Source organism: Pseudomonas sp. FME51 (genome assembly GCF_014897305.1).
Genome location: NZ_JABUYN010000003.1, coordinates 351,963 through 375,000, shown reverse-complemented (window position 1 = coordinate 375,000; position 23,038 = coordinate 351,963). Strand labels below are relative to the sequence as shown.

Annotated in this window: 18 protein-coding genes; 10 read left to right on the top strand and 8 right to left on the bottom strand. The window is 57.1% G+C overall.

What is annotated here, in order from left to right; genetic code table 11:
- Nucleotides 1–38: 38 nt before the first annotated feature.
- From INT39_RS08280 to INT39_RS08265, 4 genes are read right to left on the bottom strand one after another with little or no spacing between them, the layout of a single operon-like run.
- Nucleotides 39–833, bottom strand: a complete 795-nt coding sequence (locus INT39_RS08280; protein ID WP_090274918.1) for a gamma-carboxygeranoyl-CoA hydratase — start codon at nt 831–833, stop codon at nt 39–41.
- A gap of 60 nt (nt 834–893) precedes the next feature.
- Nucleotides 894–2,501: a carboxyl transferase domain-containing protein gene (locus tag INT39_RS08275; protein WP_090274917.1), complete on the bottom strand. Its 1,608-nt coding sequence runs from the start codon at nt 2,499–2,501 to the stop codon at nt 894–896.
- A gap of 40 nt (nt 2,502–2,541) precedes the next feature.
- Nucleotides 2,542–3,723, bottom strand: coding sequence for an isovaleryl-CoA dehydrogenase (locus INT39_RS08270; protein ID WP_090274914.1), 1,182 nt, complete (start codon nt 3,721–3,723; stop codon nt 2,542–2,544).
- Between the two features lie 25 nt (nt 3,724–3,748).
- A complete protein-coding gene (locus tag INT39_RS08265) occupies nt 3,749–7,312 on the bottom strand; it encodes an indolepyruvate ferredoxin oxidoreductase family protein (RefSeq protein WP_193073436.1) in 3,564 nt (1,187 codons plus the stop codon).
- Nucleotides 7,313–7,442: 130 nt separating this feature from the next.
- Here INT39_RS08265 and INT39_RS08260 point away from each other — a divergent pair, with 130 nt between their 5' ends.
- Nucleotides 7,443–8,351, top strand: a complete 909-nt coding sequence (locus INT39_RS08260) for a LysR family transcriptional regulator (protein WP_090274910.1) — start codon at nt 7,443–7,445, stop codon at nt 8,349–8,351.
- Nucleotides 8,352–8,399: 48 nt separating this feature from the next.
- Here the strand turns inward: INT39_RS08260 and INT39_RS08255 are convergent, their stop codons facing one another.
- Nucleotides 8,400–9,251 (bottom strand): SDR family oxidoreductase, encoded by an 852-nt coding sequence (locus INT39_RS08255; RefSeq protein ID WP_090274906.1) that lies wholly within the window; start codon nt 9,249–9,251, stop codon nt 8,400–8,402.
- A gap of 443 nt (nt 9,252–9,694) precedes the next feature.
- Between INT39_RS08255 and INT39_RS08250 the strand changes: the two genes are divergently transcribed.
- The 7 genes from INT39_RS08250 (at nt 9,695) to INT39_RS08220 (ending at nt 19,441) form a co-directional block, all read left to right on the top strand.
- Nucleotides 9,695–11,365, top strand: a complete 1,671-nt coding sequence (locus INT39_RS08250) for a DUF1302 domain-containing protein (RefSeq protein ID WP_193073435.1) — start codon at nt 9,695–9,697, stop codon at nt 11,363–11,365.
- Nucleotides 11,366–11,389: 24 nt separating this feature from the next.
- Nucleotides 11,390–12,757, top strand: coding sequence for a DUF1329 domain-containing protein (locus INT39_RS08245; RefSeq protein ID WP_193073434.1), 1,368 nt, complete (start codon nt 11,390–11,392; stop codon nt 12,755–12,757).
- Nucleotides 12,758–12,874: 117 nt separating this feature from the next.
- Nucleotides 12,875–14,059 carry a YCF48-related protein gene (locus tag INT39_RS08240; protein WP_193073433.1) on the top strand — a complete coding sequence of 395 codons (1,185 nt, stop codon included), beginning with the start codon at nt 12,875–12,877 and terminating at the stop codon, nt 14,057–14,059.
- Nucleotides 14,060–14,204: 145 nt separating this feature from the next.
- Nucleotides 14,205–16,721: an efflux RND transporter permease subunit gene (locus INT39_RS08235; RefSeq protein WP_193073432.1), complete on the top strand. Its 2,517-nt coding sequence runs from the start codon at nt 14,205–14,207 to the stop codon at nt 16,719–16,721.
- Nucleotides 16,722–16,793: 72 nt separating this feature from the next.
- Entirely contained in the window at nt 16,794–17,759 is a 966-nt protein-coding gene (locus INT39_RS08230; protein WP_090274898.1) for a lactoylglutathione lyase, read from the top strand.
- A gap of 1 nt (nt 17,760) precedes the next feature.
- Nucleotides 17,761–18,573 carry an enoyl-CoA hydratase/isomerase family protein gene (locus INT39_RS08225; RefSeq protein WP_090274896.1) on the top strand — a complete coding sequence of 271 codons (813 nt, stop codon included), beginning with the start codon at nt 17,761–17,763 and terminating at the stop codon, nt 18,571–18,573.
- Between the two features lie 37 nt (nt 18,574–18,610).
- Nucleotides 18,611–19,441 carry an SDR family NAD(P)-dependent oxidoreductase gene (locus INT39_RS08220; RefSeq protein WP_090274894.1) on the top strand — a complete coding sequence of 277 codons (831 nt, stop codon included), beginning with the start codon at nt 18,611–18,613 and terminating at the stop codon, nt 19,439–19,441.
- A gap of 49 nt (nt 19,442–19,490) precedes the next feature.
- Here INT39_RS08220 and INT39_RS08215 read toward each other — a convergent pair whose 3' ends face one another.
- On the bottom strand, nt 19,491–20,132 hold the full coding sequence (locus INT39_RS08215; RefSeq protein WP_193073431.1) for a TetR/AcrR family transcriptional regulator: 642 nt from the start codon (nt 20,130–20,132) through the stop codon (nt 19,491–19,493).
- A gap of 116 nt (nt 20,133–20,248) precedes the next feature.
- Between INT39_RS08215 and INT39_RS08210 the strand changes: the two genes are divergently transcribed.
- Nucleotides 20,249–21,028, top strand: coding sequence for an SDR family oxidoreductase (locus INT39_RS08210; RefSeq protein WP_090274890.1), 780 nt, complete (start codon nt 20,249–20,251; stop codon nt 21,026–21,028).
- A 2-nt stretch (nt 21,029–21,030) separates the two neighbouring features.
- On the opposite strand, the gene INT39_RS08205 is transcribed toward INT39_RS08210, so the two are convergent.
- Complete coding sequence (locus INT39_RS08205; RefSeq protein WP_226944614.1) at nt 21,031–21,426, bottom strand: VOC family protein; 396 nt, start codon at nt 21,424–21,426, stop codon at nt 21,031–21,033.
- Nucleotides 21,427–21,510: 84 nt separating this feature from the next.
- The gene (locus INT39_RS08200; protein ID WP_090274886.1) at nt 21,511–21,867 is read right to left on the bottom strand and encodes a hypothetical protein; all 357 of its coding nucleotides are present in this window, start codon (nt 21,865–21,867) and stop codon (nt 21,511–21,513) included.
- A 266-nt stretch (nt 21,868–22,133) separates the two neighbouring features.
- Between INT39_RS08200 and INT39_RS08195 the strand changes: the two genes are divergently transcribed.
- Nucleotides 22,134–23,030 (top strand): helix-turn-helix domain-containing protein, encoded by an 897-nt coding sequence (locus tag INT39_RS08195; RefSeq protein WP_090274884.1) that lies wholly within the window; start codon nt 22,134–22,136, stop codon nt 23,028–23,030.
- Nucleotides 23,031–23,038 lie beyond the last annotated feature (8 nt).

Genomic DNA, 23,038 nt, shown 5'->3' with positions numbered 1-23,038 from the left:
TATGTTGTTCGGTTTTCACTATCTTTACCGGGTAGCTCTCAGTCTGGCTGCCATGCCGGTTTGCGCTTTTCCAGAAAGGCGCTCAGGCCTTCCTGACCTTCCGCGCTGACCCGGATGCCGGCAATGGCCGCTTCGGTATAACTGCGTACTTCCCCGGTCAGTTCACCGTGCTTGACGGTCTGCATAAGCGCCTTGGTCGCATTCATGGCCTGGGGGCTGTTCAGCAGCAGGTTATCGACCCACTCCTGTAGCGCCACGTCCAGCTTCTCGGCCGGATAGCATTCGACGAGCAATCCCAGTTCCCGCGCCCGTTCACCGCTGAAACGCTCGGCGGTCAGGGCGTAGCGGCGCGCCGCCCGTTGCCCGATGGCTTGCACTACATAGGGGCTGATGACTGCGGGAAGCAAGCCGATACGCACCTCGGACAGGCTATACAGGCTGTCGTTGGTGCCAATAGCGATATCGCAGCAACTGATCAAACCCAGCGCACCACCAAAGGCTGCCCCGTGTACCACGGCCAGAGTCGGCAGGCTGAGCTGCGCCAGACTGGCCATCAGTTGCCCAAGTTCTCGGGCATCACTCAGGTTGGCCTGATAATCGAGCTTGGCGCACTCCTGCATCCAGGCCAGATCGGCTCCGGCAGAAAAGTGCTTGCCGCGCCCGCGCAGCAGGAGAAACCGCAGCCCTTTGGCGGCCTGAACCTCATCCATGGCTGCCAGCAGCTCACGGATCATCTCGGCATTGAACGCGTTGTTGCGTTCGGGCCGGTTCAGCCACAGGGTTGCTACGCCGTTGTCGCTGTATTCGAGTTCGATTGTCTTGAAGCTGGTCATGGCTTTCTCAATCCGTGTTGTGGCAATCAGCCGCCTGGGTGAAGCGGCAGCTGAAAGCAATCACATCCTGAACACCCCAAAGCGGGTCGGTGCAATAGGCGCATTTAGCGCGGCCGATATCGCCAGACCGAGCACGTCGCGGGTCTGCGCCGGGTCAATTACCCCGTCGTCCCATAACCGCGCGCTGGAATAGTAGGGATGACCCTGCCGCTCGTACTGCTCAAGAATCGGTTTGCGCAGCGTCTGTTCCTGCTCGGCGCTGAAGGTCTCGCCGGCGCGTTCAGCCTGCTCATGCTTGACCTGCACCAGCACGCCTGCTGCCTGTTCGCCGCCCATCACCGAAATGCGCGCATTGGGCCACATCCACAGGAAACGGGGATCGTAGGCGCGGCCACACATGCCGTAGTTGCCGGCACCGAAGCTGCCACCGATGATCACGGTGAATTTTGGCACCTGGGCGCAGGCCACAGCGGTAACCAGTTTGGCGCCGTGCTTGGCGATACCACCGGCCTCGTATTTCTGACCGACCATAAAGCCGGTGATGTTTTGCAGGAACAGCAGCGGAATGCCGCGCTGGCAGGCCAGTTCGATAAAGTGGGCGCCTTTCTGCGCGGACTCGGCGAAGAGGATGCCGTTGTTCGCCAGGATCGCTACCGGATGCCCATGCAGATGGGCAAAGCCGCATACCAGCGTGGTGCCATACAGCGCCTTGAATTCATCGAACTGGCTGTCGTCGACTAGGCGGGCAATCACTTCGCGCACATCAAAGGGTTGCTTGGCATCGGCCGGGATGATGCCGTATAGCTCGTCGCTGGCGTAGCGCGGGTTGATTGGTGCGCGGCAGTTCAGCTCACCCTGCTTGCGCCAGTTCAGATTGGCGATGCAGCGCCGGGCCAGGGCCAGGGCGTGTTCGTCGTTCTCGGCATAGTGATCGGCCACGCCTGAGGTCTTGCAGTGCACATCGGCGCCGCCCAGATCCTCGGCGCTGACCACTTCACCGGTGGCGGCCTTGACCAGCGGTGGGCCGGCAAGAAAAATGGTTGCCTGGTTGCGCACCATGATGGCTTCGTCTGCCATCGCTGGCACATACGCGCCGCCAGCGGTACAGGAGCCCATGACCACGGCAATCTGCGGAATGCCCTGGGCGCTCATGTTGGCCTGGTTGAAGAAGATGCGGCCGAAGTGCTCGCGGTCGGGAAAGACCTCATCCTGGCGTGGCAGGTTGGCGCCGCCGGAATCCACCAGATAGATGCACGGCAGGCGGTTCTGCAGGGCAATGGTCTGCGCGCGCAGGTGCTTCTTAACTGTCAGCGGATAATAGGAGCCGCCTTTGACCGTTGCGTCGTTGGCCACGATCATGCATTCGACACCTTCCACACGCCCTAGACCGGCGATCAGACCGGCGGCGGGCACGTCTTCGCCGTAGACCTCATGGGCGGTCAGTTGGCCGATTTCCAGAAACGGCGAACCTGGGTCGAGCAGGGCATCGATGCGCTGGCGGGGCAACAGTTTGCCGCGCGAGAGGTGGCGCTCCTGGGCCTTGGCGCCGCCGCCTTCGGCAACGCGCGCCAGCAACTCGCGCAGGTCCGTCACCAGTGTCTGCATGGCCGAGCAGTTAACCGCATATTCTGGCGCGTTGCGGTTGATTTGACTGTTGAGAATGCTCATGGGTTATCTCTTTTTATAAGGGCGCTTTTTATGAGGGGCTTCACCGGGTCTCGTTGAACAGTTCTCGCCCGATCAGCATGCGCCGAATTTCGCTGGTGCCTGCGCCAATCTCGTACAGTTTTGCGTCACGCCAGATGCGGCCGGTGGGGTAGTCATTAATATAGCCATTGCCGCCGAGGATCTGGATTGCTTCACCGGCCATCCACGTGGCTTTTTCGGCGGTATACAGGATCACGCCCGCACAATCCTTGCGCACCTGGCGGACATGCCCGCTGCCCATGGCGTCGAGGTATTTGCCGACGCTGTAGAGATAGGCGCGGCACGCCTGGAGGGTGCTGTACATGTCAGCGACCTTGCCCTGAATGAGCTGGAACTCGCCGATGCTCTGACCGAACTGCTTGCGGTCATGAATATAGGGCGTGACGATGTCCATGGACGCCTGCATCAGGCCCATCGGGCCACCGCTCAGCACCGCGCGTTCATAGTCCAGGCCGCTCATCAGCACCTTGGTGCCTTCACCCAGGCCGCCGAGAATGTTTTCTTCCGGGATCTCAACGTTGTTGAATACCAGCTCGCCGGTGTGCGAGCCGCGCATGCCGAGCTTGTCGAGCTTCTGCGCAACGGAGAAACCAGGGGTATTGGTATCTAGGATAAAGGCAGTCATGCCTTTGGCACCGGCGGTGAGATCGGTCTTGGCGTAGACCACCAACACGTGGCAATCAGGTCCGTTGGTGATCCACATCTTGGTGCCGTTCAACACGTAACGGTCGCCTTTCTTGTCGGCGCGCAGTTTCATGGAGACCACATCAGAGCCGGCATTCGGCTCACTCATGGCCAGGGCGCCGATGTGCTCGCCGGAGATCAGCTTGGGCAGGAACTTCTGCTTCTGCGCTTCGCTGCCGTTGCGGTGAATCTGGTTCACGCACAAGTTCGAATGCGCTCCGTAGGACAAGCCGATACCGCCCGCTGCGCGGGAAATTTCTTCCATGGCGATCATATGCGCCAGATAGCCCATACCCGAGCCGCCGTATTCTTCGGCCACGGTAAGACCAAGCAGGCCCATGTCGCCAAATTTGCGCCACAGATCCATCGGAAACTCGTCGGTGCGGTCGGCTTCGGCGGCACGCGGGGCGATTTCCTTGGCAGCAAAGCCGGCAACCGAATCACGCAGCATGTCGATGTCTTCACCAAGGAAGAAGTCCAGTCCGGGTATAGCGCTCATACTATGTAATCTCCTGTTCTTATGTTTATAGCTGCGTGGCCTGGATGCGCGCATCCTTGGCGGTGGCGTCGTGAAATTCCGCTTTGCGCTCATTGCGCCATGCCGATAGCAGCCGGGCGTGCTGAATGCGGGCCTGATCCAGGAAACGCTCCTTGACCGGACCGTAGCCGCGAACGATGTCTGGCAGGTTGGTAAGCTCTACGGCGGTTTGCAGTTTCTCTGCGGTCAGCTTGTCGAGCACCTCGTCAAGAATGCCTTCGTAAGTCGCCAGCCATTCGCGTTCTACCTTGCGCTCGGCGGTATAGCCAAAGGGATCGATGACCGAATTACGCAGGAACTTCAGACGTGCCAGCAACTTGAAGCTGCGCATCATCCACGGGCCGAAGCTGCGTTTTTTTGGTTCTTCGCCTGGCTTGGCGTTGTTCATGATGGGCGGAGCCAGGTGGAAGTTGAGCTTGTAGTTGCCCTCGAACTGCGCTTCGATCTTTTTCATGAAATCGCCGTTGGTATACAGCCGCGCCACTTCGTATTCGTCCTTGGTAGCCAGCACCTTGAAGTAATTACGTGCGACGGTCTCGGTCAGCTTGCCCGGCTCGCCAGCGATTCGCGTTTCAGCCTCGCGGAACTGCTGCACGCGCGCCAGGTATTTGTCACCCAGTTTGGCGTTCTGATACTCGGTAAGAGTGGCGATACGGCGCTGAATGACCTCATCCAGGTTCTGCGACAGCGGTTGCGCTGCGGCTTTGCTGCTGTTGCTGTCGATCAGGCTGCGCAGGCGTGGCAAATCCGCTGCGGCGCGGCGGCCCCAGTCGAATGCCTTGAGGTTGAACTCGATAGCGGTGCCGTTCAGCTCGATGGCCTGGACCAGTGATTCTTGCGCGACAGGCAACCAGCCCTTCTGATAGGCGAAGCCGAGCATGAAGGTGTTGGTGGCAATCGAGTCGCCCATCAGTACTGTGGCGATACGACTGGCATCCAGGAAACTGGACTGGCCTTCACCAACCGCTTCGGCAATCTGCGCCGACATGGCCTGGGTGCGGAACTTGGGATCGGGGTGCGCTTCGAGGTCGCCGCTCTCGGCCTGCAGGGCAAAGGTGCGCACGAACTCGCTGGTGATGCTCTCGTCCGAATTCACCACGGCATGGGTCAAGCCGTGGCGGAGTTTTTCCAGGGTCTCGTTGTTGGCGCTGACCACCAGATCGCAACCCAGCAGCAGGCTGGTTTCGCCTGCAGCAATGCGCGGTGCATGCAGCTGCGATTGCTCGGCAGCGATGCGGATATGCGACCACACGGCGCCGCCTTTCTGCGCCATGCCGGCCATATCTAGGTTCAGCACGCCTTTGCCTTCGATGTAGGCAGCCATGCCGAGCAAGGCGCCGATGGTCACCACGCCGGTGCCGCCCACGCCAGTGACCAGAATGCTGTAGGGCTGATCCAGTGAGGCCATGGCCGGCGTTGGCAGATGCCATTCATCGGCACCGGTGTTGCCCAGCGCCTTGGCCTTGCGCAATGCGCCGCCTTCCACGGTCACGAAGCTCGGGCAAAAGCCGGACAGGCAGGAGAAGTCCTTGTTGCACGATGACTGGTCGATGCTGCGCTTCTGGCCGAATTCGGTATCGACGGTCACCACCGACATGCAGTTGGACTTGCTGCTGCAATCGCCGCAACCTTCGCAAACCGCCTGGTTGATGACTACCCGGCGCGCCGGATCAGGGAACTTGCCGCGCTTGCGGCGGCGGCGTTTTTCGGCAGCGCAGGTCTGGTCGTAAACGATAGCGGACACGCCGTCGAACTCGCGCAGCTCCTTCTGCAGCTTTTCCATTTCTTCGCGGTGCAGGACTGGCACGCCGTCGGCCAGGTTCTTCACTGATTCGTATTTTTCCGGCTCGTCGGTCACCACAGCAATACGCTTGACCCCCTCAGCAGCCAGTTGTTGGGTGATCTGCGGCACAGTCAGGGTGCCGTCAACCGGTTGCCCGCCGGTCATGGCTACGGCATCGTTGTACAGAATCTTGTAGGTGATCTGCGCCTTGGCAGCGACCGCTGCGCGGATTGCCAGGATGCCGGAATGGAAGTAGGTACCGTCGCCCAGGTTGGCGAATACGTGCTTGGTGGTGGTAAACGGCGCCTGGCCGATCCAGGCTACGCCTTCACCGCCCATCTGGCTGAAGGTCTGGGTTTGCGGATAGATCCACGCGGCCATGTAATGACAGCCAATACCCGCCAGCGCCCGGCTGCCTTCCGGCACCTTGGTGGAGATGTTGTGTGGGCAGCCCGAACAGTAGTGAGGTACCCGATCCATCAGCGCGCCCATTACGTTTTTGGTGGTGAGCTGTGCTTCGAGTTGCTCCAAACGGTTCTGCAATCTGTCGTCCGGGCGCAGGCGCAGAATCCGCTTGGCCAGGGCGCGAGCGATGTGCGCCGGCGTCAGTTCACTGATGGCCGGAAGCAGCCAGTCAGTGTGGGGCATGCTCCACTCGCCCTTGTCGTCGAACTTGCCGACGATGCGTGGCCGCACGTCCTCGCGCCAGTTATATAACTCTTCCTTCATCTGGTATTCGATCATGTGGCGTTTTTCTTCCACCACTATGATTTCTTCCAGACCCTCGGCGAAATGGCGTACGCCTTCGGCTTCAAGCGGCCAGACCATGCCCACTTTGTAAACCCGCAGACCCATCTGCTGGACCTGCTCTGCACCGATGCCGAGCATCTCCAGCGCCTGACAGACGTCCAGGTAAGATTTGCCTGCGGTGATGATACCGATTCGGGCGTTGGGCGAGCCCATGACCACGCGGTCGATACGGTTGGCGCGGGCATACGCCAGGGCGGCGTACAGCTTGTGTTCGAGCAGGCGCTGTTCCTGGGCGAGCGGCGGATCGGGCCAGCGGATGTTCAGACCGCCTTCGGGAATCTGGAAGTCGGGAATGATCGACTCAACGCGAAACGGATCGATATCGACAATCGCTGCGCTCTCAACGGTATCGGCGACGGCTTTCAGCGCCACCCAGCATCCGGAATAGCGAGACATGGCCCAGCCGTGAATGCCGTAATCGAGGTATTCCTGTACACCGGAAGGTGCCAGCACCGGCATCATCACGGCTTTGAAGATATGTTCTGTCTGATGTGGCAGCGAAGAGGAGCGGGCGCCATGGTCATCACCGGCTACGGCCAGCACACCACCAAACTTCGAGGTGCCGGCAGCATTAGCATGGCGGAAAACGTCTCCGGAGCGGTCAACACCTGGACCTTTGCCGTACCACATGCCGAATACGCCATCATAGGTGGCGCCTTCAAAGATGTTGACCTGCTGGGTACCCCAGATGGAGGTGGCGGCCAGTTCTTCGTTAACGCCTGGCTGGAAATGGGTGTGGCTCTCCTTCAGGTATTCCCGAGCACGCCATAGATGCTGATCGAAGCCACCTAGGGGCGAGCCCCGATAGCCGGAGATAAAGCCAGCGGTATTCAGCCCCGCAGCCAGATCACGCTGGCGTTGCATAAGCGGCAACCGGACCAGCGCCTGGACTCCGGTCATCAATTGATATCCGCTTATCTGCGTATACTTGTCGTCAAGCGAGAGGGAAGTTCCCATGGCTGATCATTACCTGTCTTGTTCTGTTTATGGCTACTGCAATGCACGGTAGTACGGATTGACTGGAGTATATGAAGAGCGGCTGGTATCGTAAAATTATAAAAACCAGACGCAGTTATTGGAAAAACAGATGACAAAGCATGATGTTTCGATGCGCCAGTTGCGATACTTCGTTGCAGCTGCGGAGACCGGCCAATTTTCCCAAGCGGCTAGCAAGGTGCATGTATCGCAGTCGGCTATCACTGCTGCGGTCATGCAGCTGGAAGAGCGCCTGGGCGTGAAACTGTTCGAACGGATGCCCTACGGCGTCAGCCTCACGGCGGAGGGCAACAAGTTCTTGCAGCATGCCAGTCATATTCTTGATACGTTGCAGGATGCTCTTAGCGAGCCGTTCTTTCTCAGCCATGCGATCAGCGGTGTGGTAAGGGTAGGAGCGTCCTATACAGTGCTGGGCTACTTCCTGCCTAATCTGCTGGCACGGTTCAAGCGTAATTATCCGGATGTCGAGATTGATCTGATTGATATGGAGCGGAGTAGCATCGAGGCCGCCGTCACTTCGGGCGAGCTGGACGTGGGTCTGACGGTAATATCTAACGCCAGCGATCTCGGCGGCTTGGAGCACAGCGTGTTGATCAGGTCCCGGCGGCAATTGTGGCTGGCTTCCGCCCACCCCCTGTTACAGTCGGCGTCCATCACCTTGAAGGATGTCGCCGGACATGCCTATATCATGCCCACGGTAGACGAAGGCGAAACGTCGGCGCTGCGTTACTGGCATAGCCAGGACCTTGAGCCGCAGGTGGCTTTCCGCACGTCTTCCATGGAATCGTTGCGCGGGCTGGTGGCTCACGGTTTTGGGGTGACCATTCTGTCAGACATGCTTTATCGCGCCTGGTCGCTGGAAGGCAAAAAGATTGAAATCCGCCCGCTTACCGACGCCGTCCCACCGATGGAGCTGGGCCTGCTGTGGCGTGAAGGCGCAAGCCTGAACGAGGCTGCCAGTGCTTTCCAGCAGTTCCTTATTCATGCTTGCGGATCGTGATCCGTCGCGCTGCTCAGGCAGGCGACGCATTGTCCGATCAGAAATCGTTCAGTCCTGCGCGGCGTTTTCTCTGCGCTGACGGATCGACTCGGTGAAGTCGCGCTTTAATGTAGGGAAGTAGGCAATCTGCCCGCCCATGCCGCCGGCAATATCAATAGACGCACCGCTGATGAAGTTCGCGTAATCACTGGCAAGGAACAGCGCCATACCAGCCACGTCCTCCGGGCGGCCGTAGCGTCCCAGCGGGACGACTTTCATGACCATTTCATCGAATTCCTCCCGAGTTACACCTGGCCCCATTTCCTTGAAGTGCCGATCCCACTGACCGGTATCGATCCAACCCATGTTGAGGGAGTTGACCAGGATATTGTCTTTGGGCAGTGACATGCCAAGCGATTTTGAAAGGGCTACACAGGAGGCTCGGTTGATTACCGACGGAATGCCTTCTGGGGTGGGCACCACGCCAGCAAGCGCATTGATTTCGATGATTCTGCCCCAGCGCTGCCTGCGCATGAAAGGCACAACAGCCTGAACGAAGCGAAAGTGACCCATCTGCAACACATTGGCGTGGGCGAGGATGTCTTCGGGCGTGAGGGTGTCCAGATTGCCGCCTTTACCCTGGCCGGCATTATTGACCAGCACATCCACACCGCCCCAGGCTTCGGCGATCTCCGCAACGAAAGCCTGGACCGCCGCGGTATCAGTGACGTCGACAGAGCGGGCGATGACCGCTGCGGCGCTGCTCTCCAGCTCCTTGCCGGTTTCCGCAACGGCTTGCGGATCCCGCGCGCAGATAGCCACTCTGGCACCATCCCTCGCAAACGCTCTGGCAATCGCTCGGCCAATGCCCCGGGAGGCGCCTGTAATGATCACTCGCTTACCACTTAAATCAATATTCATACATTCTCCGTAGTGATGGAAGTCGGGCTCTTCCCGCTCTAACCGCGGCTGGAAGCGCCATTTTAGGGCATTTCAGCCGAGGTCCTGCTTTCTATTAAAACGACAACTGCCGAAAGAAAGAAACACAAATTGAACAAAAGGCATATTTATGTTTAATTTGTGTCATTGATTACGGTCAAAAAATGACGAGCGCGCGGTTTTAGCGGCTCTACCGCGAATTTGATGGCTGTTGCATCTGCTCCGATTTCGCTGTTATTTTCAAATCTGAATGTAGAATGAAAATCTTGATATGGAATTGTGGGTTTTGTTCCGCTAGGATGACCAGACGCTGAACGGAGCGCAGGAGGCTAACCAACTGGTGTTGCGGTTGAAGATGCTTGTGGTCTTGCAGCGATACGCGAATAATTTTCATTAGCCACTGAAAATAAAAACAAGGAATACAGATGAACACTAAGCTCAGATTTGGTCACAACGGTTTGGCTTGCAGTGCGCTGGCTCTTGCAGTTCTAGCGGCTACAGGCGGCGCTTCAGCCATGCAGATCGATGTCGGCAATCCTGATATACGGCTGCGCTGGGATAATACCGTTCGCTACAACCTGGGTATCCGGGCGGAAGACCAGGATAGCGCGATCATGAACAACCCGAACTTCGACGAGTCAGACGGGAAGTTCGACAAAGGCGACATCGTCACCAACCGTCTCGATCTGCTGACGGAAATCGACCTTGCCTACAAATGGCATTTCGGTGCGCGGGTCAGCGCCGCTGCCTGGTACGACGATGCATACAGCGATCGTACCGTTGATGGCAACGTGCCAGGCTATTCGACGAGTTATGATAACGACCGTTACAGCTCTGAAGTCGAGCGTTATGTCTACGGCCCCTCCGGAGAGATTCTGGATGCGTTTGTGTGGGGCAATTTTGATCTGGGAGACACGCCGGTCAACGTCAAGGTGGGCAAGCACACCAATTACTGGGGTGAAGGGTTGCTGTTTGGCGCGCATGCCATTTCCTATTCCCAGGCTCCGATGGACGCTGTGAAAGCCGTTACCAGTCCAGGCATCGAAACGAAAGAAGTCTTTCTGCCGATCGGGCAGGTGTCTGCCAAGGCGCAGGTAACGAATAATCTGTCCATTTCCGGACAATATTTCTATGAGTGGGATCACACTCGCATGCCGTATGGCGGCACCTATTTTGGCGCAGCTGACCCTTTCTTTGAAGGTCCAGACCGTTTGGCAGCGGCGCCCGGTTTCGATTTGCGACGGGGTGATTCCAAATTCGGACGCGATGACGCCAACTGGGGTGTCATGGCGCGCTATGATATTCAGAGCCTAGGTGCAACGGTGGGAGCCTATTACCGTCAGTTTGATGACTATCAGGCATGGTTGTCTCCTCAGATTGATATGGCCGCCGGCCAATACCGTCTGGTTTACCCACGAAACGTGAAACTGATGGGTATCAGCTATGCAGGCAACGTAGGCTCGGCTTCCATTGGCGCTGAACTGTCTTACCGCCAGGACGGTGCACTGAACGCCACCGGTATCAGCCCCATAACTAACGAAGGCCCCCGCGGTGATACCTACCATGCTGTGTTGAACGCAGTGTACGGTGTGCCTCGCAACTGGCTCGCAGATAACTCGGTGCTGGTAGCTGAACTGGTATTCAGTCATCTGGATAAGGTCACCGAGAACGAAGAGTTTTACAAAGGACGAGGTAACGCCGCCTGTACCGATCTTCGCACGCCGGGCATTCCAGGCTCTGGCGATAAGGAAGACGGTTGTTCTACCCGGAACTATTCAGCCGTAGCTGTGAACTACACACCGCAATATTTGGCCATCCGGCCTTCCTGGGACCTGTCCGTTCCGTTGACCGTCAACTACGGGTTGTATGGCAACGCTGCCAATGCGGGTGGCGGATCCGAGGGCGCGTTGGCCTGGTCTGTTGGTGCGCAAATGACCTATCGTCAGAAACACGACTTTACTTTGCGCTACGCGGACACTTCAGCTCAGGAGAAGAACACCCTGAATGCCAATGGCGACGAGATGGTCAATGGCAACGGGAACGTAGGTGGTACCGACCGCGGTTGGGTTTCGCTGACCTACAAGACTTCCTTTTAAATAAACACAATATCGGAGCACGTTATGAAACTTCATTTTGCCTTAAGCATCGTCTTGACCGGGATTGCGGCGTATTCACTGGCCGCAGTGCCTGCGCAGGAGGCCGCCAAGCTTGGCGAGTCTCTTACGCTGCTCGGGGCGATTCAAGCGGGCAATGAAGCTGGCACTATCCCCCCTTTTGAAGGGGGGCTTCGTGAAGCTCCTGCTGGTTTCGAACCGGGTAGCGGTTATTGGGCGGATCCCTTCAAGGATGAAGAGCCATTGTTCCGTATCGATGCTAGTAACTATGAGCAATATGCAGAACAGTTGAGTGCGGGTCAGATTGAATTGCTCAAGCGCAATCCAGACACCTATTACATGGATATCTACCCAAGTCACCGTACCGCAGCTCATCCCCAGGATGTTCTCGACGCCACCGTGCGCAATGCCACAACCTGCGGAACCTTGAAAGACGGTCTTGCCTTGGGACCGGAATGCCGGGGCGGGATTCCCTTCCCGATTCCACAGACCGGGCACGAGGTGATGTGGAACCAGCAAACACGTTACAACGATGGTGAATACGGTACCACTACCGCCTCTTCCAATAGCTGGATCGTAGCCTCCAACGGCACCGTGACCAAGGCTTCCGAGCAATCCACGTTCGTTGAACGTCCTTACTATCAGACGGATCTGGAAGAACGAGATCCGCAAATGTATACCCGTGTGTATTCGGTAACCAAAGCACCTGCGCGCCGCGCCGGTGAGCTGACCGGATACATCGATTTCCTTGATCCGACCCAGAAACCACGTCGTGCCTGGAGCTATACCCCAGGGCAGCGCCGGGTCAAGTTAGCCCCCGAGTTTGCCTACGATACCCCCGTAGCCAGTATGGGCGGGCTGGAACTGTTTGATGAACTCTTCATGTTTTCGGGCATGCAGGACCGCTTCGACTTCGATCTGGTTGGTAGAAAGGAGATGTACATTCCTTACAACAACTACGAGCTGTACTTTCACTGCGATGCTGAAACCCAGCTGATGGACTCCCACGTCAATCCCGAATGCGAGCGGTGGGAACTGCACCGTGTATGGGAAGTGGAAGCGACGCTGAAAGAAGGCAACCGTCACGTCTACAGCAAACGGACCTACTACCTGGACGAAGACACCTATGGGGCTGGCCTGTATGACGCCTGGGACCAAAGTGGTCAACTGTATCGTTCAATGATGCTGGGTGGCGTGCAGCTTTATAATCACGATATTCCCTACATGGTCAAACACTCTATCTATGACTTCAACAAGGGCATGTACGGCTTGATCAATGACGCTCTCAATGGCGGCTATCAGGTACTTGAGAAGCCTCTTTCCGAGCGCGAGTTGAACCCTGAAGCCATAGTGGGCCGAGAAACCGTTCGCTAACCAGATCTGACCAAGGCAGCGCTGTTTCTCCAGGACGGATAAAGCGCTGCCACTCATACCGGTCGACCCTGGGCATCTCACGCATAGGGACTCCTGGGATTACCGAGGATAAAAATAATGAATGTATCCCGTCTGTTTAATTGGTCTGCTGGTAAGCGCCGCTCACGTGCCTCGTTCGCCATCGCCGGTGCCTGCAGTATTGGTCTGATGGTTCAGGTCTTGCCGGTAGCGGCATCGGAGCAAGCTCCGCTGTCATCAACCGGTTTCCATGACCCGTTGCAGCAATCCGCTTTGGTTCAGGCCGGCGCGCGCTCGCAACCCGCCCTGGCTGTTACCCGCGCTGGTGAGAACCTCGTGAGTGTTGGCTTGCGCGGGTTGATCATGATATCTGACGACAATGGCGAAACCTGGACGCAGTCCCCGAGTCCGGTGGCTGTCGATCTGGTTCAGGTGTATTTCCAGAATGAGCTCAATGGCTGGGCGGTCGGGCATGATTCTGTGCTGCTGGCAACCACCGATGGTGGGCTTACATGGAAAGTGCAGCTGGATGGCCGGAGTCTGGTCACTCTTCTCAAGGAACATTATGCCAACGCCGCGGACCTTGATGAGTTCGAAGCGGAAAGCATGCTCCGGGAAGTCGATCTTGGGATCAGCACTTCCTACAGTCCCGGCATCATGGCCACGCCTTTCCTCGATGTATTTGTGAGGGAAAACGGCGAAGGATTCGTGCTGGGCGCCTTTGGCATGCTGTTGCGCACTACCGACAGCGGTGCTACTTGGACACCCTGGACCGAACATACCGAGAACGACCGTCGAATGCACCTGTACAGCATAGATATGCAGGGTGATCAGGCCTACATAAGCGGCGAACAGGGTCTTGTCATGCGACTGGATCGTGAGCTTGGCCGTTTCGTCAACGTGGAAACATCGTATGCCGGCACCTTCTTTGGTGTGCACGTTCGTGACGGCCTGGTCATGGCGTACGGCCTGCGGGGCAATCTGTATGTCAGCCGAGATGAAGGTGCGACCTGGGATCAGGTTGAAACCCAGCAGCAAGCCAGCCTGGTGGATTCGCTGGAAGACGGGCCCTACCACTCGATATTGGTAAGCCAGCGCGGCGAGTTGGTACGCCTGGATTCCCGCAGTCTTGAAACGGCCAGACTGGAGGTTCCCTTCACCGGGGAAGTATCCTCCGCGGTCATGTTGAACGGCTCCAGAGAGTTGATAGTTACCCAGTTCTCTGGTGTCAGAAAGATAGATATTAGCCAGCTCGGCAAGTCGATTCCAGTACCAGGGACTTGATGTAGTACCACACGGTTATTGACCTCGTAATTGAGGGAAGGACCGGATGGCCGAGCCAAGAACGCCTATTGGTATCATTGAAATTTTATCCGGGATGCGCTGGCCTATGTGTTTGGTGGTCGCAATCTGACCTTTGGAGAAGAAAATGGTCGATCTGAATAACAATAACGCGATGCCAATAGTTCAAGATGTCAAAGACTTCGATAAGAATTCTGGCAGCCTGTTTGAACGCATTATTTTTCATAATCGAATACTAGTGCTCCTGAGTTGTCTTCTGGTGACCATTGTGCTGGGCACGTTTGCTACCAAGCTGGATGTCAATGCCAGTTTCGAGCGAATGATCCCGGTCAATAATCCCTACATACAGAATTACCTCGAACACAAGAGTGAACTACCGGGCCTGGGTAATAACATCCGCGTGGTGGTTGCCAGCAAGAACGGCGATATTTATGATCCGGAATACCTGCAGGTGCTGCAGGAGGTGAATGACACGCTTTATCTGATTCCCGGCATTGATCGGTCCTGGATGCGGTCGCTGTGGATGCCTATCGTACGGTGGCGGGAAGTTACTGAGGATGGCATCAGTGGCGGTGCGGTTATGCCTTCCGACTACGACGGTAGCGAAACCAGCATCCGCGCCCTGAGGCGCAACATTACCCGCGCCGGGTTGTCGGGCAGCCTGGTCGCCAATGACGCCAGTTCCAGCATGATCTTGGCGCCCCTGCTGGAGACCAATCCCCAGACCGGCGAGCCGCTGGATTACAGCGAGTTCTCTAAACAGCTCGAGGACAAAATCCGCTCATTTGAAAGCGACAATGTGGACATTCATATCGTCGGGTTCAGCAAGCTGGTCGGTGATCTGATCGAGGGCCTTCAAGCGGTAATGATGTTCTTCGGTATATCCGTAGTGGTGGCCGCACTCTTTGTGTATCTGTACACACATTGCGTACGCAGTACCCTGTTGCTGGTGAGCATAGCGATTACGGGGGTCGTCTGGCTTCTCGGTCTGATGCAGTTACTCGGTTATGAGCTGGACCCCTATTCCATTTTGGTGCCTTTCCTGATCTTTTCGATCGGCCTTTCCCACGGCACCCAGAAAATGAATGGCATCCTGCAGGATATTGGCCGTGGGACCCATAAGTATGTCGCTGCACGTTACACCTTCCGGCGGCTGTTTCTGACCGGGCTGACAGCACTGCTCGTAAACGTGGTGGGGTTCGCCGTTCTGGCCATCATCGACATTCCGGTTATCCGGGACTTGGCGCTGACGACCAGTATCGGTGTCACCGTCCTGATCTTCACCAAACTCATCCTAATTCCGGTTGCGTTGTCATACATAGGCGTCAGCAAGAAAGCGGCGCGGATTGCCATCGAAAAAGACAAGAACATACAGCAGAATCGCAACTGGCAGGGCAAGGTGTGGCAGGGCCTGAACAGATTTACCGAACGCAAGTGGGCGATCATTGCCATAAGCGTCTCTGTGGTGATTACAGCGGTCAGCTCGGTAGCCATGCTCGATCTAAAAATAGGCGACCTGGATCCGGGTGCGCCGGAGCTTCGTCCTGACTCGCGCTATAATATGGATAACGCCTTTATCACCGCCAATTACGGTCTCTCGAGTGATCAATTCGTAGTCATCATGAAGACCGAAGCCGATGGGTGTCGTTTCTTCGGCCCATTGCAGACCATGGATGAGCTTGCCTGGCGTCTACGCCAGACCGAGGGGGTACAGACTACTACATCGCTGGCCGGTACCGTCCGCTCCATGACCTCTGGCATGGCTGAAGGCAGCGCCAAATGGTTGACCATAAGTCGTGATCAGGCGATTACCAACGCGTCAGTCGATGCTGCGATGATTTCCTCGCCGGGTACTACCAACCAGAACTGTTCGGTCACCCCCCTGATTGCTTATCTGACCGATCACAAGGCCGATACGCTGACGCGCGTCCTGAACGTCGTCGAGGAATTTTCCGCCGAGTACAATACCGGCCCTGATGCCGAGCATCCTGTGGAGTTCCTGCTGGCAGCCGGTAATGCGGGTATCGAGGCGGCAACCAACATCGAAGTTCGCCGCGGCATTATGGTTATGTACTTTGCGGTATACGGCGCAACTGCATTGCTATGTCTCATCACCTTCCGCAGCATCCGCGCGACCTTGGTCGCGCTCATCCCTCTGATCATGACAACCATCATCTGCAAGGCGCTGATGGTATGGCTCGGCATCGGCCTCAAGGTCGCGACGCTCCCGGTCATGGCAGTCGGCGTGGGGGTCGGGGTCGACTATGCACTCTATCTGCTCAGTGTTCAGCTGGCTGTCCAGGCACGTGGCGAGTCCCTTGCCGTAGCCTATCGCCGTTCTTTGGATTTCACTGGAAAGGTCGTGGCGTTGATTGGTTTGACCATGGCAGCAGGGGTTGTCACCTGGGCATGGTCACCCATCAAGTTCCAGGCTGACATGGGCATTTTGCTGACCTTCATGTTCCTGTGGAACATGCTCGGTGCCTTGATTCTGATCCCCGCGCTCTCGCACTTCCTTCTCCAGGATGTGGGAGCTCGGAACCGGAAAGGTGGCGCAGTGGCGTCGCCCGCAGACGTACCCATCGAGCGGCCTTCGTCTGAACCCGCACGCTACACAAAGCAGGAATCAGTGAATACCAATTGAAGTACAGCGCCAAGGAATGGCGCTTCCAACCCAACACTGAATTTTCGCTCCCCTGTAAAAATGGAGATAAAGATGTTCGAATTGCTGATGAGCGCCGACATGATGGTGCCAGACCCGGATGGAATGACCGAACTGCTGGTGGACAAGCTGGGCATCCACAAGCACGAGCGCTGGCGCCAGGCCTTTGATGACCATCCCTATATTGCCCACTTCCTGCGAGTGCACAAATCATTGGCGGTGTCACCGACCAGGGTCGAGCCGCAGTGGCATCTGGACCGCCCCAACCCCGGTGATCCGATGTTCCATGATTTCCTGGAAAGCCTGAAGGAGTACCAGGGCCGGCACCGTCCGATGCTGACTCACTCTATCGTGCTGAGCCTGCACGGGGATAAATTCGATGCGCTGGTGGCGAAACTGATGCGTCGGCGTCTACCGTTCCGAATGGCGCAACGCACGCCAGATATGCCCTTCGACCGCCTGTGGTTGGGAGCGTCGCCAGAAAAACCCGTCTACGATCCTATCGTCGATGGCGGATTGTGTATCGAGATCATGCCAATGGAGCCACTGCAGATGCCGGCCGAAACGTTCTCGGTACCCGCTCCGCAGCCGCTTGATTCCAAGCCCGGCGATATGGTGCGTGTTTCTGCCCGTGGCTATCTGGTGCGTGACCTTAACGAGACCCTTCGCCGGTGCTCTGCCAATCTTGATTGGGAACCCTCAGGTCCGGTTGAGCTGATGGAGGGCGAAGGGTATCGCCGCGCGCGCATGGGCTTCACCCTGGCTAACAGTGCCACGCTGGACATCATCGAAGCGACTCGCTGGAACAGTGAAGCCGGCCTGTACGTCAACAGCTGGGGTCCAGGCCCCTATTACATCCGCATCGCCGTAAACGATCTGGCGGCGAAGGCTGAAGATCTCCGGGCGCGGGGCACGGCGTTCAGCTGGATCGAGTCCAGCGATGCGGTGGGTGGCAAGTCGCTGATCAGGATCGATCCGTCTGAGCTTAGAGGGCAGTTGTTCGAGTTCGAGGAGTGCTGACATGAGCATTGAGGAAAGCCTGCCCGAAGTAATCAACGAAGCAGTGCAGATGCACTGTGATGGGGCCGTGGGGTGGGTGGTGCTCACCCGTCCTGGCCAGATCAACGCCATCAACGACGCTATTCGCGAGGGTGTTCCAGCGGCCCTCGAACGGCTGGAGAACGACCCCAGGATTCACGTCATAGTGATCCGCGGTGAGGGCGCGCGGGGGTTTTGCGCGGGGGCTGACATCAAGGAAAAGCGTGGTGTCGAGACCTCCATCCAGGTGCGAAAACGGATGGAGGGCGCCCGCTGGATCGAAGCTATCGATGCAGTAAGCAAGCCGGTTATCGTCGCGATTCAGGGTTACTGCATGGGCGGAGGCCTGGAATTGGCTCTAGCCTGTGATATCCGTTTTGCGTCGCCCAATGCGGTGCTGGCGCTGCCGGAAACCGGTCTGGGATTGATCCCGGGCGGCGGCGGTACGCAGCGTTTGTGCAGGGTGGTGGCGCCAGGTTATGCGCTTGATTTGCTGCTCACAGGTGAACGCCTGGATGCCGAAAGGGCGCGGCAGATTGGCTTGGTATCGCGTGTCGCCAAGACCGCTGAAACCTTGCTCGAGGAAGTGTCGGCGCTGGCGTTGCAGATCGCCGGCAAATCGCCAATGGCCTCGGTGTATGCAAAAAGAGCCGCGCGAGCTGCCTCGGAAGTCGATTTGAAAAAGGGTCTGGATCTCGAACTGGACCTGTTTTCGTTGCTGGCTACCACCAAGGATGCCAAGGAGGCTGCTCTGGCCTTTGCCGAGCGTCGCGCGCCGCAGTTCACCGGTGAGTGAAGCGGATCATCTCGTATCAAGCCAAGAGAAGAATAAAATGACAACAGACAAGCTCAAGGATCGTGTAGCGATCATCACCGGCGCTGGTGGTGGTCTGGGTGCCGAGTGCGCGCGGGTACTGGCCTCCCATGGTGCCGCCATCGCGATCGTCGATATCAATCAGGAAGCGGCGGCCAATGTGGCGGCAGAAATTGAATCGGCCGGTGGCCAGGCCATTGCCATACGCACCGATGTATCCAGCGAAGACGACGTCAAGGCGATGGTCGAACAGGTGATGAACCGGTTCGGCCGTATCGATGTGCTGCACAACAATGCCGCTGTGCTGGATGTGAACCAACGCCAGAAAGACCGCGATATCTGCAACCTGGATATGGACGCCTTTGATCGCGCTATCGCGGTGAATTTGCGCGGCGCCGTGCTGTGTTCCAAGCATGTCATTCCGGTGATGCTGAAACAGGGCAAGGGCTCGGTAATCTTTGCTACCTCCGGACTGGGTGCCCAAGGGGATCTGTCCCTGACCGGCTACGCGTCAACCAAGGCTGCTTTGAACATGCTGCCCAAGCTGGTAGCGGCGCAGTACGGCAAGCTGGGTGTGCGCGGCAACGCGGTGCAGATTGGTCTGGCGCCTGCGGAAAACGCCCACAGCTCCATGCCGCCCGAGCTGCTGAGTATCCTGCGCGACAATCACCTGACGCCTGAACTGGGCACCCCCCGCCAGATCGCTGACGTGGTGGCCTTTCTCGCCTGCGACGAGTCATCGTTCGTGACGGGTACCACCCTGGTAGCAGATGGCGGTTTTGGCAGTCACACGCCTTCACTGGTGGCAATGCGCGCCTTCTTCGAGCAGTCGGACCGCAGCGGCATGTAATGGAATTCGCGGCTCTGGTTAGCGCCCCCTAACCGGGGCGCTACAGGCATCAGGCCTGTCGCCTGATGCTCGCAAGAATGAAGTTGGCTGAGTGTTCACGCCAGATCCGCATGCCATCCTCCGAGGTAGTATCAAAGCCGACCAGGACGGACATGGTGTAATGATTGGTGAACCCGCCGGACATCAGCAGCGCGGAACTCGCCAGAAACAGACGGGCATCGATATCCTGCTTGAACACGCCAGCTTCGATTCCATGCTTGAGAACCGCTGAAAACTTGATAACAAGCGCCGGGGATTCGCTGGTGAAGCTGTTGGGCCTGGTCTCCGACGCTTCGTGATAGCGTATGCCTTCCAGGGCCAGAGCGCCCAGGAGCGGATCTTCCATATATTGGTCAAAGCAGCAATTGAGCAATCTCCGCAGCGCTTCTTCCGGCGGCAGTTCATCGATATCAAGGGCGATCAGTTCCTGCATTATCTGTTGCGAGGCGTCATCCAGGACGGTTGAAAACAACACTTCCTTGGAGCCGTAATAGTGATAAACCAGTTGTTTGGTGACGCCGGCTTCGCGGGCGATATCTTCTACCCGGGCGCCCGCCAGGCCTTTCAGAGCAAAGATTTGCCTGGCGGCGGCGAGCAGACGATTCATGGTATCCCGCTTGCCAGGTTCTGCACGGGTTGACGGGTTGCTCATTGTATTTCGTCTCCGGTTTCATGGATAAAACATCAGGCGTCAGTGCCATCAGCATAAAGGATTGCGGCCTCGCTGTAATGAACGCAAGCCGCTGGCGAGTCGCCACGGGAGTAGATATGGATCTGAATATTGCCGGTTGCAAAGCCATTGTCTGTGCCTCTTCGCGGGGCCTGGGTAAGGCGTGCGCCATGGCGCTGGCAGCTGAAGGATGCGAGGTTTTCATCAACGGCCGTGACGCCGCCAGTTTGAATGAGACTGCGATGGCAATCCGTGACAGCACGGGTCTTGAGGTGATTCAGGTGGTGGCGGATCTCAACACCAGCGCTGGCCGGGAGACACTCCTTGCGGCTTGCCCCGCTCCGGATATTCTGATCACCAATAATGGTGGGCCCGCGCCGGGCAAATTCCAGGACTGGGACCTCGATTGCTGGCAGCAAGCGCTGGAGGCCAATATGCTCGGCGCCATCCTATTGATTCAGGCAGTCGTTGAAGGAATGCGCGAGCGTCGTTTTGGTCGGATCGTCAATATCACCTCGGCCATGGTCAAGTCCCCGCGGTTGCCAATGGGTCTCTCGACAGCGGCCAGGGCCGGGCTGACGGCGTTCTCGAAGGCCCTGTCGGTGGAGGTCATCCGTGACAATGTCACGATCAACAACCTTTTGCCCGAACGCATCGCGACCGATCGGCTGGTCTATATGACCAGCCAGTTGGCAAAGCACAAGGGTATCAGCCTGGAGGAGGCGAGAGCCGAGATGCTCAAACCGGTTCCGGCGCGGCGTTTCGGCACCCCTGAGGAATTCGCCGCCGCCTGTGCTTTTCTGTGCGCGGCTCAGGCTGGTTACATTACAGGGCAGAATTTGCAGCTGGATGGCGGGGCTTACACCGGCCTGATTTGAAATCAGGCTTTGCTTCTGGTTTTCCAATCGGCTGGAGCCTGCTCTGCGGGGGCAAAATCGAGTTCGACGTCCACGTCATTGGGGTCTTTGAAGAACACCTGCCAGGTCCGGACGTCCCCCGGCGCGCGGATGATTCGATAACGAATGGCGTGCCGGTCGAGTTTGTTTAATGTCTCTGTCAAACCTTGCGCAAAGAACGCCATATGATCCAGCACACCGCGGCGAGGGTTGGGCATGTTATTTATTGCGATGACGTGAAGCACAGGGTGGCCCTTGGCGTAAAGCCACAGCCCGGGCCTTGGAAAGGGCGGCCTTGGTCCCACTTCGAGTCCAAGCAGGTTCACGTAGAACTGTTGTGTCTCCTCGAGCTGGTCAGTGACGATGGTGAAGTGGTCCATTCTGAGAATCATGGCTTGCCTGCCGTCTTTATGGAGTTTGCCTATTGCGGGCTAACCACATGGTTAGCCCGCAATAGAGGTACGTTACTCTTCTTCGTTGCAGATCAGTTTCGCTCGCATCGTAGCGCTTGCATAACTGCCGTCCAACCGCAGAACGGCCGACGCACCTGCCTTGATGGGAGTCATTGGAGATTCAGAAGCCGCAGTTTCGGCAGGCCCCGGATCTAACTGACAGGTCACGCTGGAATCACCGTTATTGGTTACCTGAAGCACTTGGGTACCGGCTGTTCCTCCAGGCCCTGGAGTGGTAGCAGTACTGTCACCGATTATCTTCGTTTCGATATCCAGACCGTTTAGTTCCTCGTCCAGCTCGATATCTTGCGCGAAAGCCACAAATGGCAGGCAGGCGAGCAAGCCTAATGTCGTCGCAATCTTCTTCATTATAATTCTCCTGCTATTTTGGGAAGGACATTAAATGTAGAGACGCTACCCACTCAGGAGTTCCTGAAATTTGCTCCAAGAAGTTTGGATTTGTTCGACGAAAAGAGCAAGTTCTCGCTTTGCTATTTATTTTAAAAAAGTAGTTTCAGGTATTGGTTTTTCGAATGCCTGAAACTGTTATTTTTGGATTGTTTATTACGCTTGAATGATTATGATGAAGTGTAAATATCAGTGTTCAATAAAAATAATCTCTGAGATGCCTCTTTATGTATTCAGTACATTACGATGAACACGATCCGTCCGCCGCTGGAGAGTTTCTGACAGAATATCGACTGGTGAATGACGGCTTTGACATACGTATTGAACATGCGCACTGGTCGAATTCCGGCACCGCGGTGATTCATGCGAAGAGCAGCTGTCTGCTGCGTCTGGTGCTACCGACACCAGCAAGACGATGGTCTCCTTTTTCGGATAACAAAGGCCGTTTTTCCGACCTCAGCTGTGAGTTTCAGCCGCTAGGGCAGGCGCTATTTCTACCGAGGGATACGGAATTTCAGTTTTGTCACGGTGTATCCGAATACAAAGCCATGATATGTCTGTTCGATCCTGGAATCATGGGACCGCTGGCTGGGGTCCAGTGGCAGTGGGATGGATGTCTGAGCGACAGCATGCTGAATCTGGAGAGCCCCTACCTTAGGATGTCACTGCAGCGTCTCGCCCAGGAGGTCGCTGCACCCGGTTTTGCCAGCGAACTGCATACCGAGTGCCTGCTGACGGGTGTCGCGCTTGATTTGCATCGGCAGTTTCTGAGTTCTCAGGTTACCGCTGATTCAGGGAAATTGAGCCCCAGGCAGTTGAGAACGCTGCGCGAAATGGTCGAGACGGAACCTGAACACAGCAGCTCCCTCAAGCAACTAGCAGACGCGCTCGATATGCCGGCCAGACGTCTTTCGGAGCAGTTCAAGAACACCACTGGTCTCACGCTACGCCAATTTGCAGCGCAGGCTCGTATCCGCCGCGCAAAGTCACTGCTGCTCGATAGCAAGGTGTTAATCAAGCAGATCTCCTATCAAACCGGGTTCCTCAATCCGGCCTCCTTTACGGCAGCGTTCCGCAAGGAGGTCGGCATGACCCCTGAAGCCTTTCGTCAAATGCACCGGTAAGCAGTTGT

Bases quoted from the DNA above. Each gene is read 5' to 3' on its own strand.
- INT39_RS08280 (WP_090274918.1), bottom strand. From the start codon at position 833: ATGACCAGCTTCAAGACAATCGAACTCGAATACAGCGACAACGGCGTA.
- INT39_RS08195 (WP_090274884.1), top strand. From the start codon at position 22,134: ATGTATTCAGTACATTACGATGAACACGATCCGTCCGCCGCTGGAGAG.
- INT39_RS08275 (WP_090274917.1), bottom strand. From the start codon at position 2,501: ATGAGCATTCTCAACAGTCAAATCAACCGCAACGCGCCAGAATATGCG.
- INT39_RS08225 (WP_090274896.1), top strand. From the start codon at position 17,761: ATGAGCATTGAGGAAAGCCTGCCCGAAGTAATCAACGAAGCAGTGCAG.
- INT39_RS08245 (WP_193073434.1), top strand. From the start codon at position 11,390: ATGAAACTTCATTTTGCCTTAAGCATCGTCTTGACCGGGATTGCGGCG.
- INT39_RS08240 (WP_193073433.1), top strand. From the start codon at position 12,875: ATGAATGTATCCCGTCTGTTTAATTGGTCTGCTGGTAAGCGCCGCTCA.
- INT39_RS08260 (WP_090274910.1), top strand. From the start codon at position 7,443: ATGACAAAGCATGATGTTTCGATGCGCCAGTTGCGATACTTCGTTGCA.
- INT39_RS08230 (WP_090274898.1), top strand. From the start codon at position 16,794: ATGTTCGAATTGCTGATGAGCGCCGACATGATGGTGCCAGACCCGGAT.
- INT39_RS08205 (WP_226944614.1), bottom strand. From the start codon at position 21,426: ATGGACCACTTCACCATCGTCACTGACCAGCTCGAGGAGACACAACAG.
- INT39_RS08220 (WP_090274894.1), top strand. From the start codon at position 18,611: ATGACAACAGACAAGCTCAAGGATCGTGTAGCGATCATCACCGGCGCT.
- INT39_RS08265 (WP_193073436.1), bottom strand. From the start codon at position 7,312: ATGGGAACTTCCCTCTCGCTTGACGACAAGTATACGCAGATAAGCGGA.
- INT39_RS08270 (WP_090274914.1), bottom strand. From the start codon at position 3,723: ATGAGCGCTATACCCGGACTGGACTTCTTCCTTGGTGAAGACATCGAC.
- INT39_RS08255 (WP_090274906.1), bottom strand. From the start codon at position 9,251: ATGAATATTGATTTAAGTGGTAAGCGAGTGATCATTACAGGCGCCTCC.
- INT39_RS08210 (WP_090274890.1), top strand. From the start codon at position 20,249: ATGGATCTGAATATTGCCGGTTGCAAAGCCATTGTCTGTGCCTCTTCG.
- INT39_RS08215 (WP_193073431.1), bottom strand. From the start codon at position 20,132: ATGAGCAACCCGTCAACCCGTGCAGAACCTGGCAAGCGGGATACCATG.
- INT39_RS08250 (WP_193073435.1), top strand. From the start codon at position 9,695: ATGAACACTAAGCTCAGATTTGGTCACAACGGTTTGGCTTGCAGTGCG.
- INT39_RS08200 (WP_090274886.1), bottom strand. From the start codon at position 21,867: ATGAAGAAGATTGCGACGACATTAGGCTTGCTCGCCTGCCTGCCATTT.
- INT39_RS08235 (WP_193073432.1), top strand. From the start codon at position 14,205: ATGGTCGATCTGAATAACAATAACGCGATGCCAATAGTTCAAGATGTC.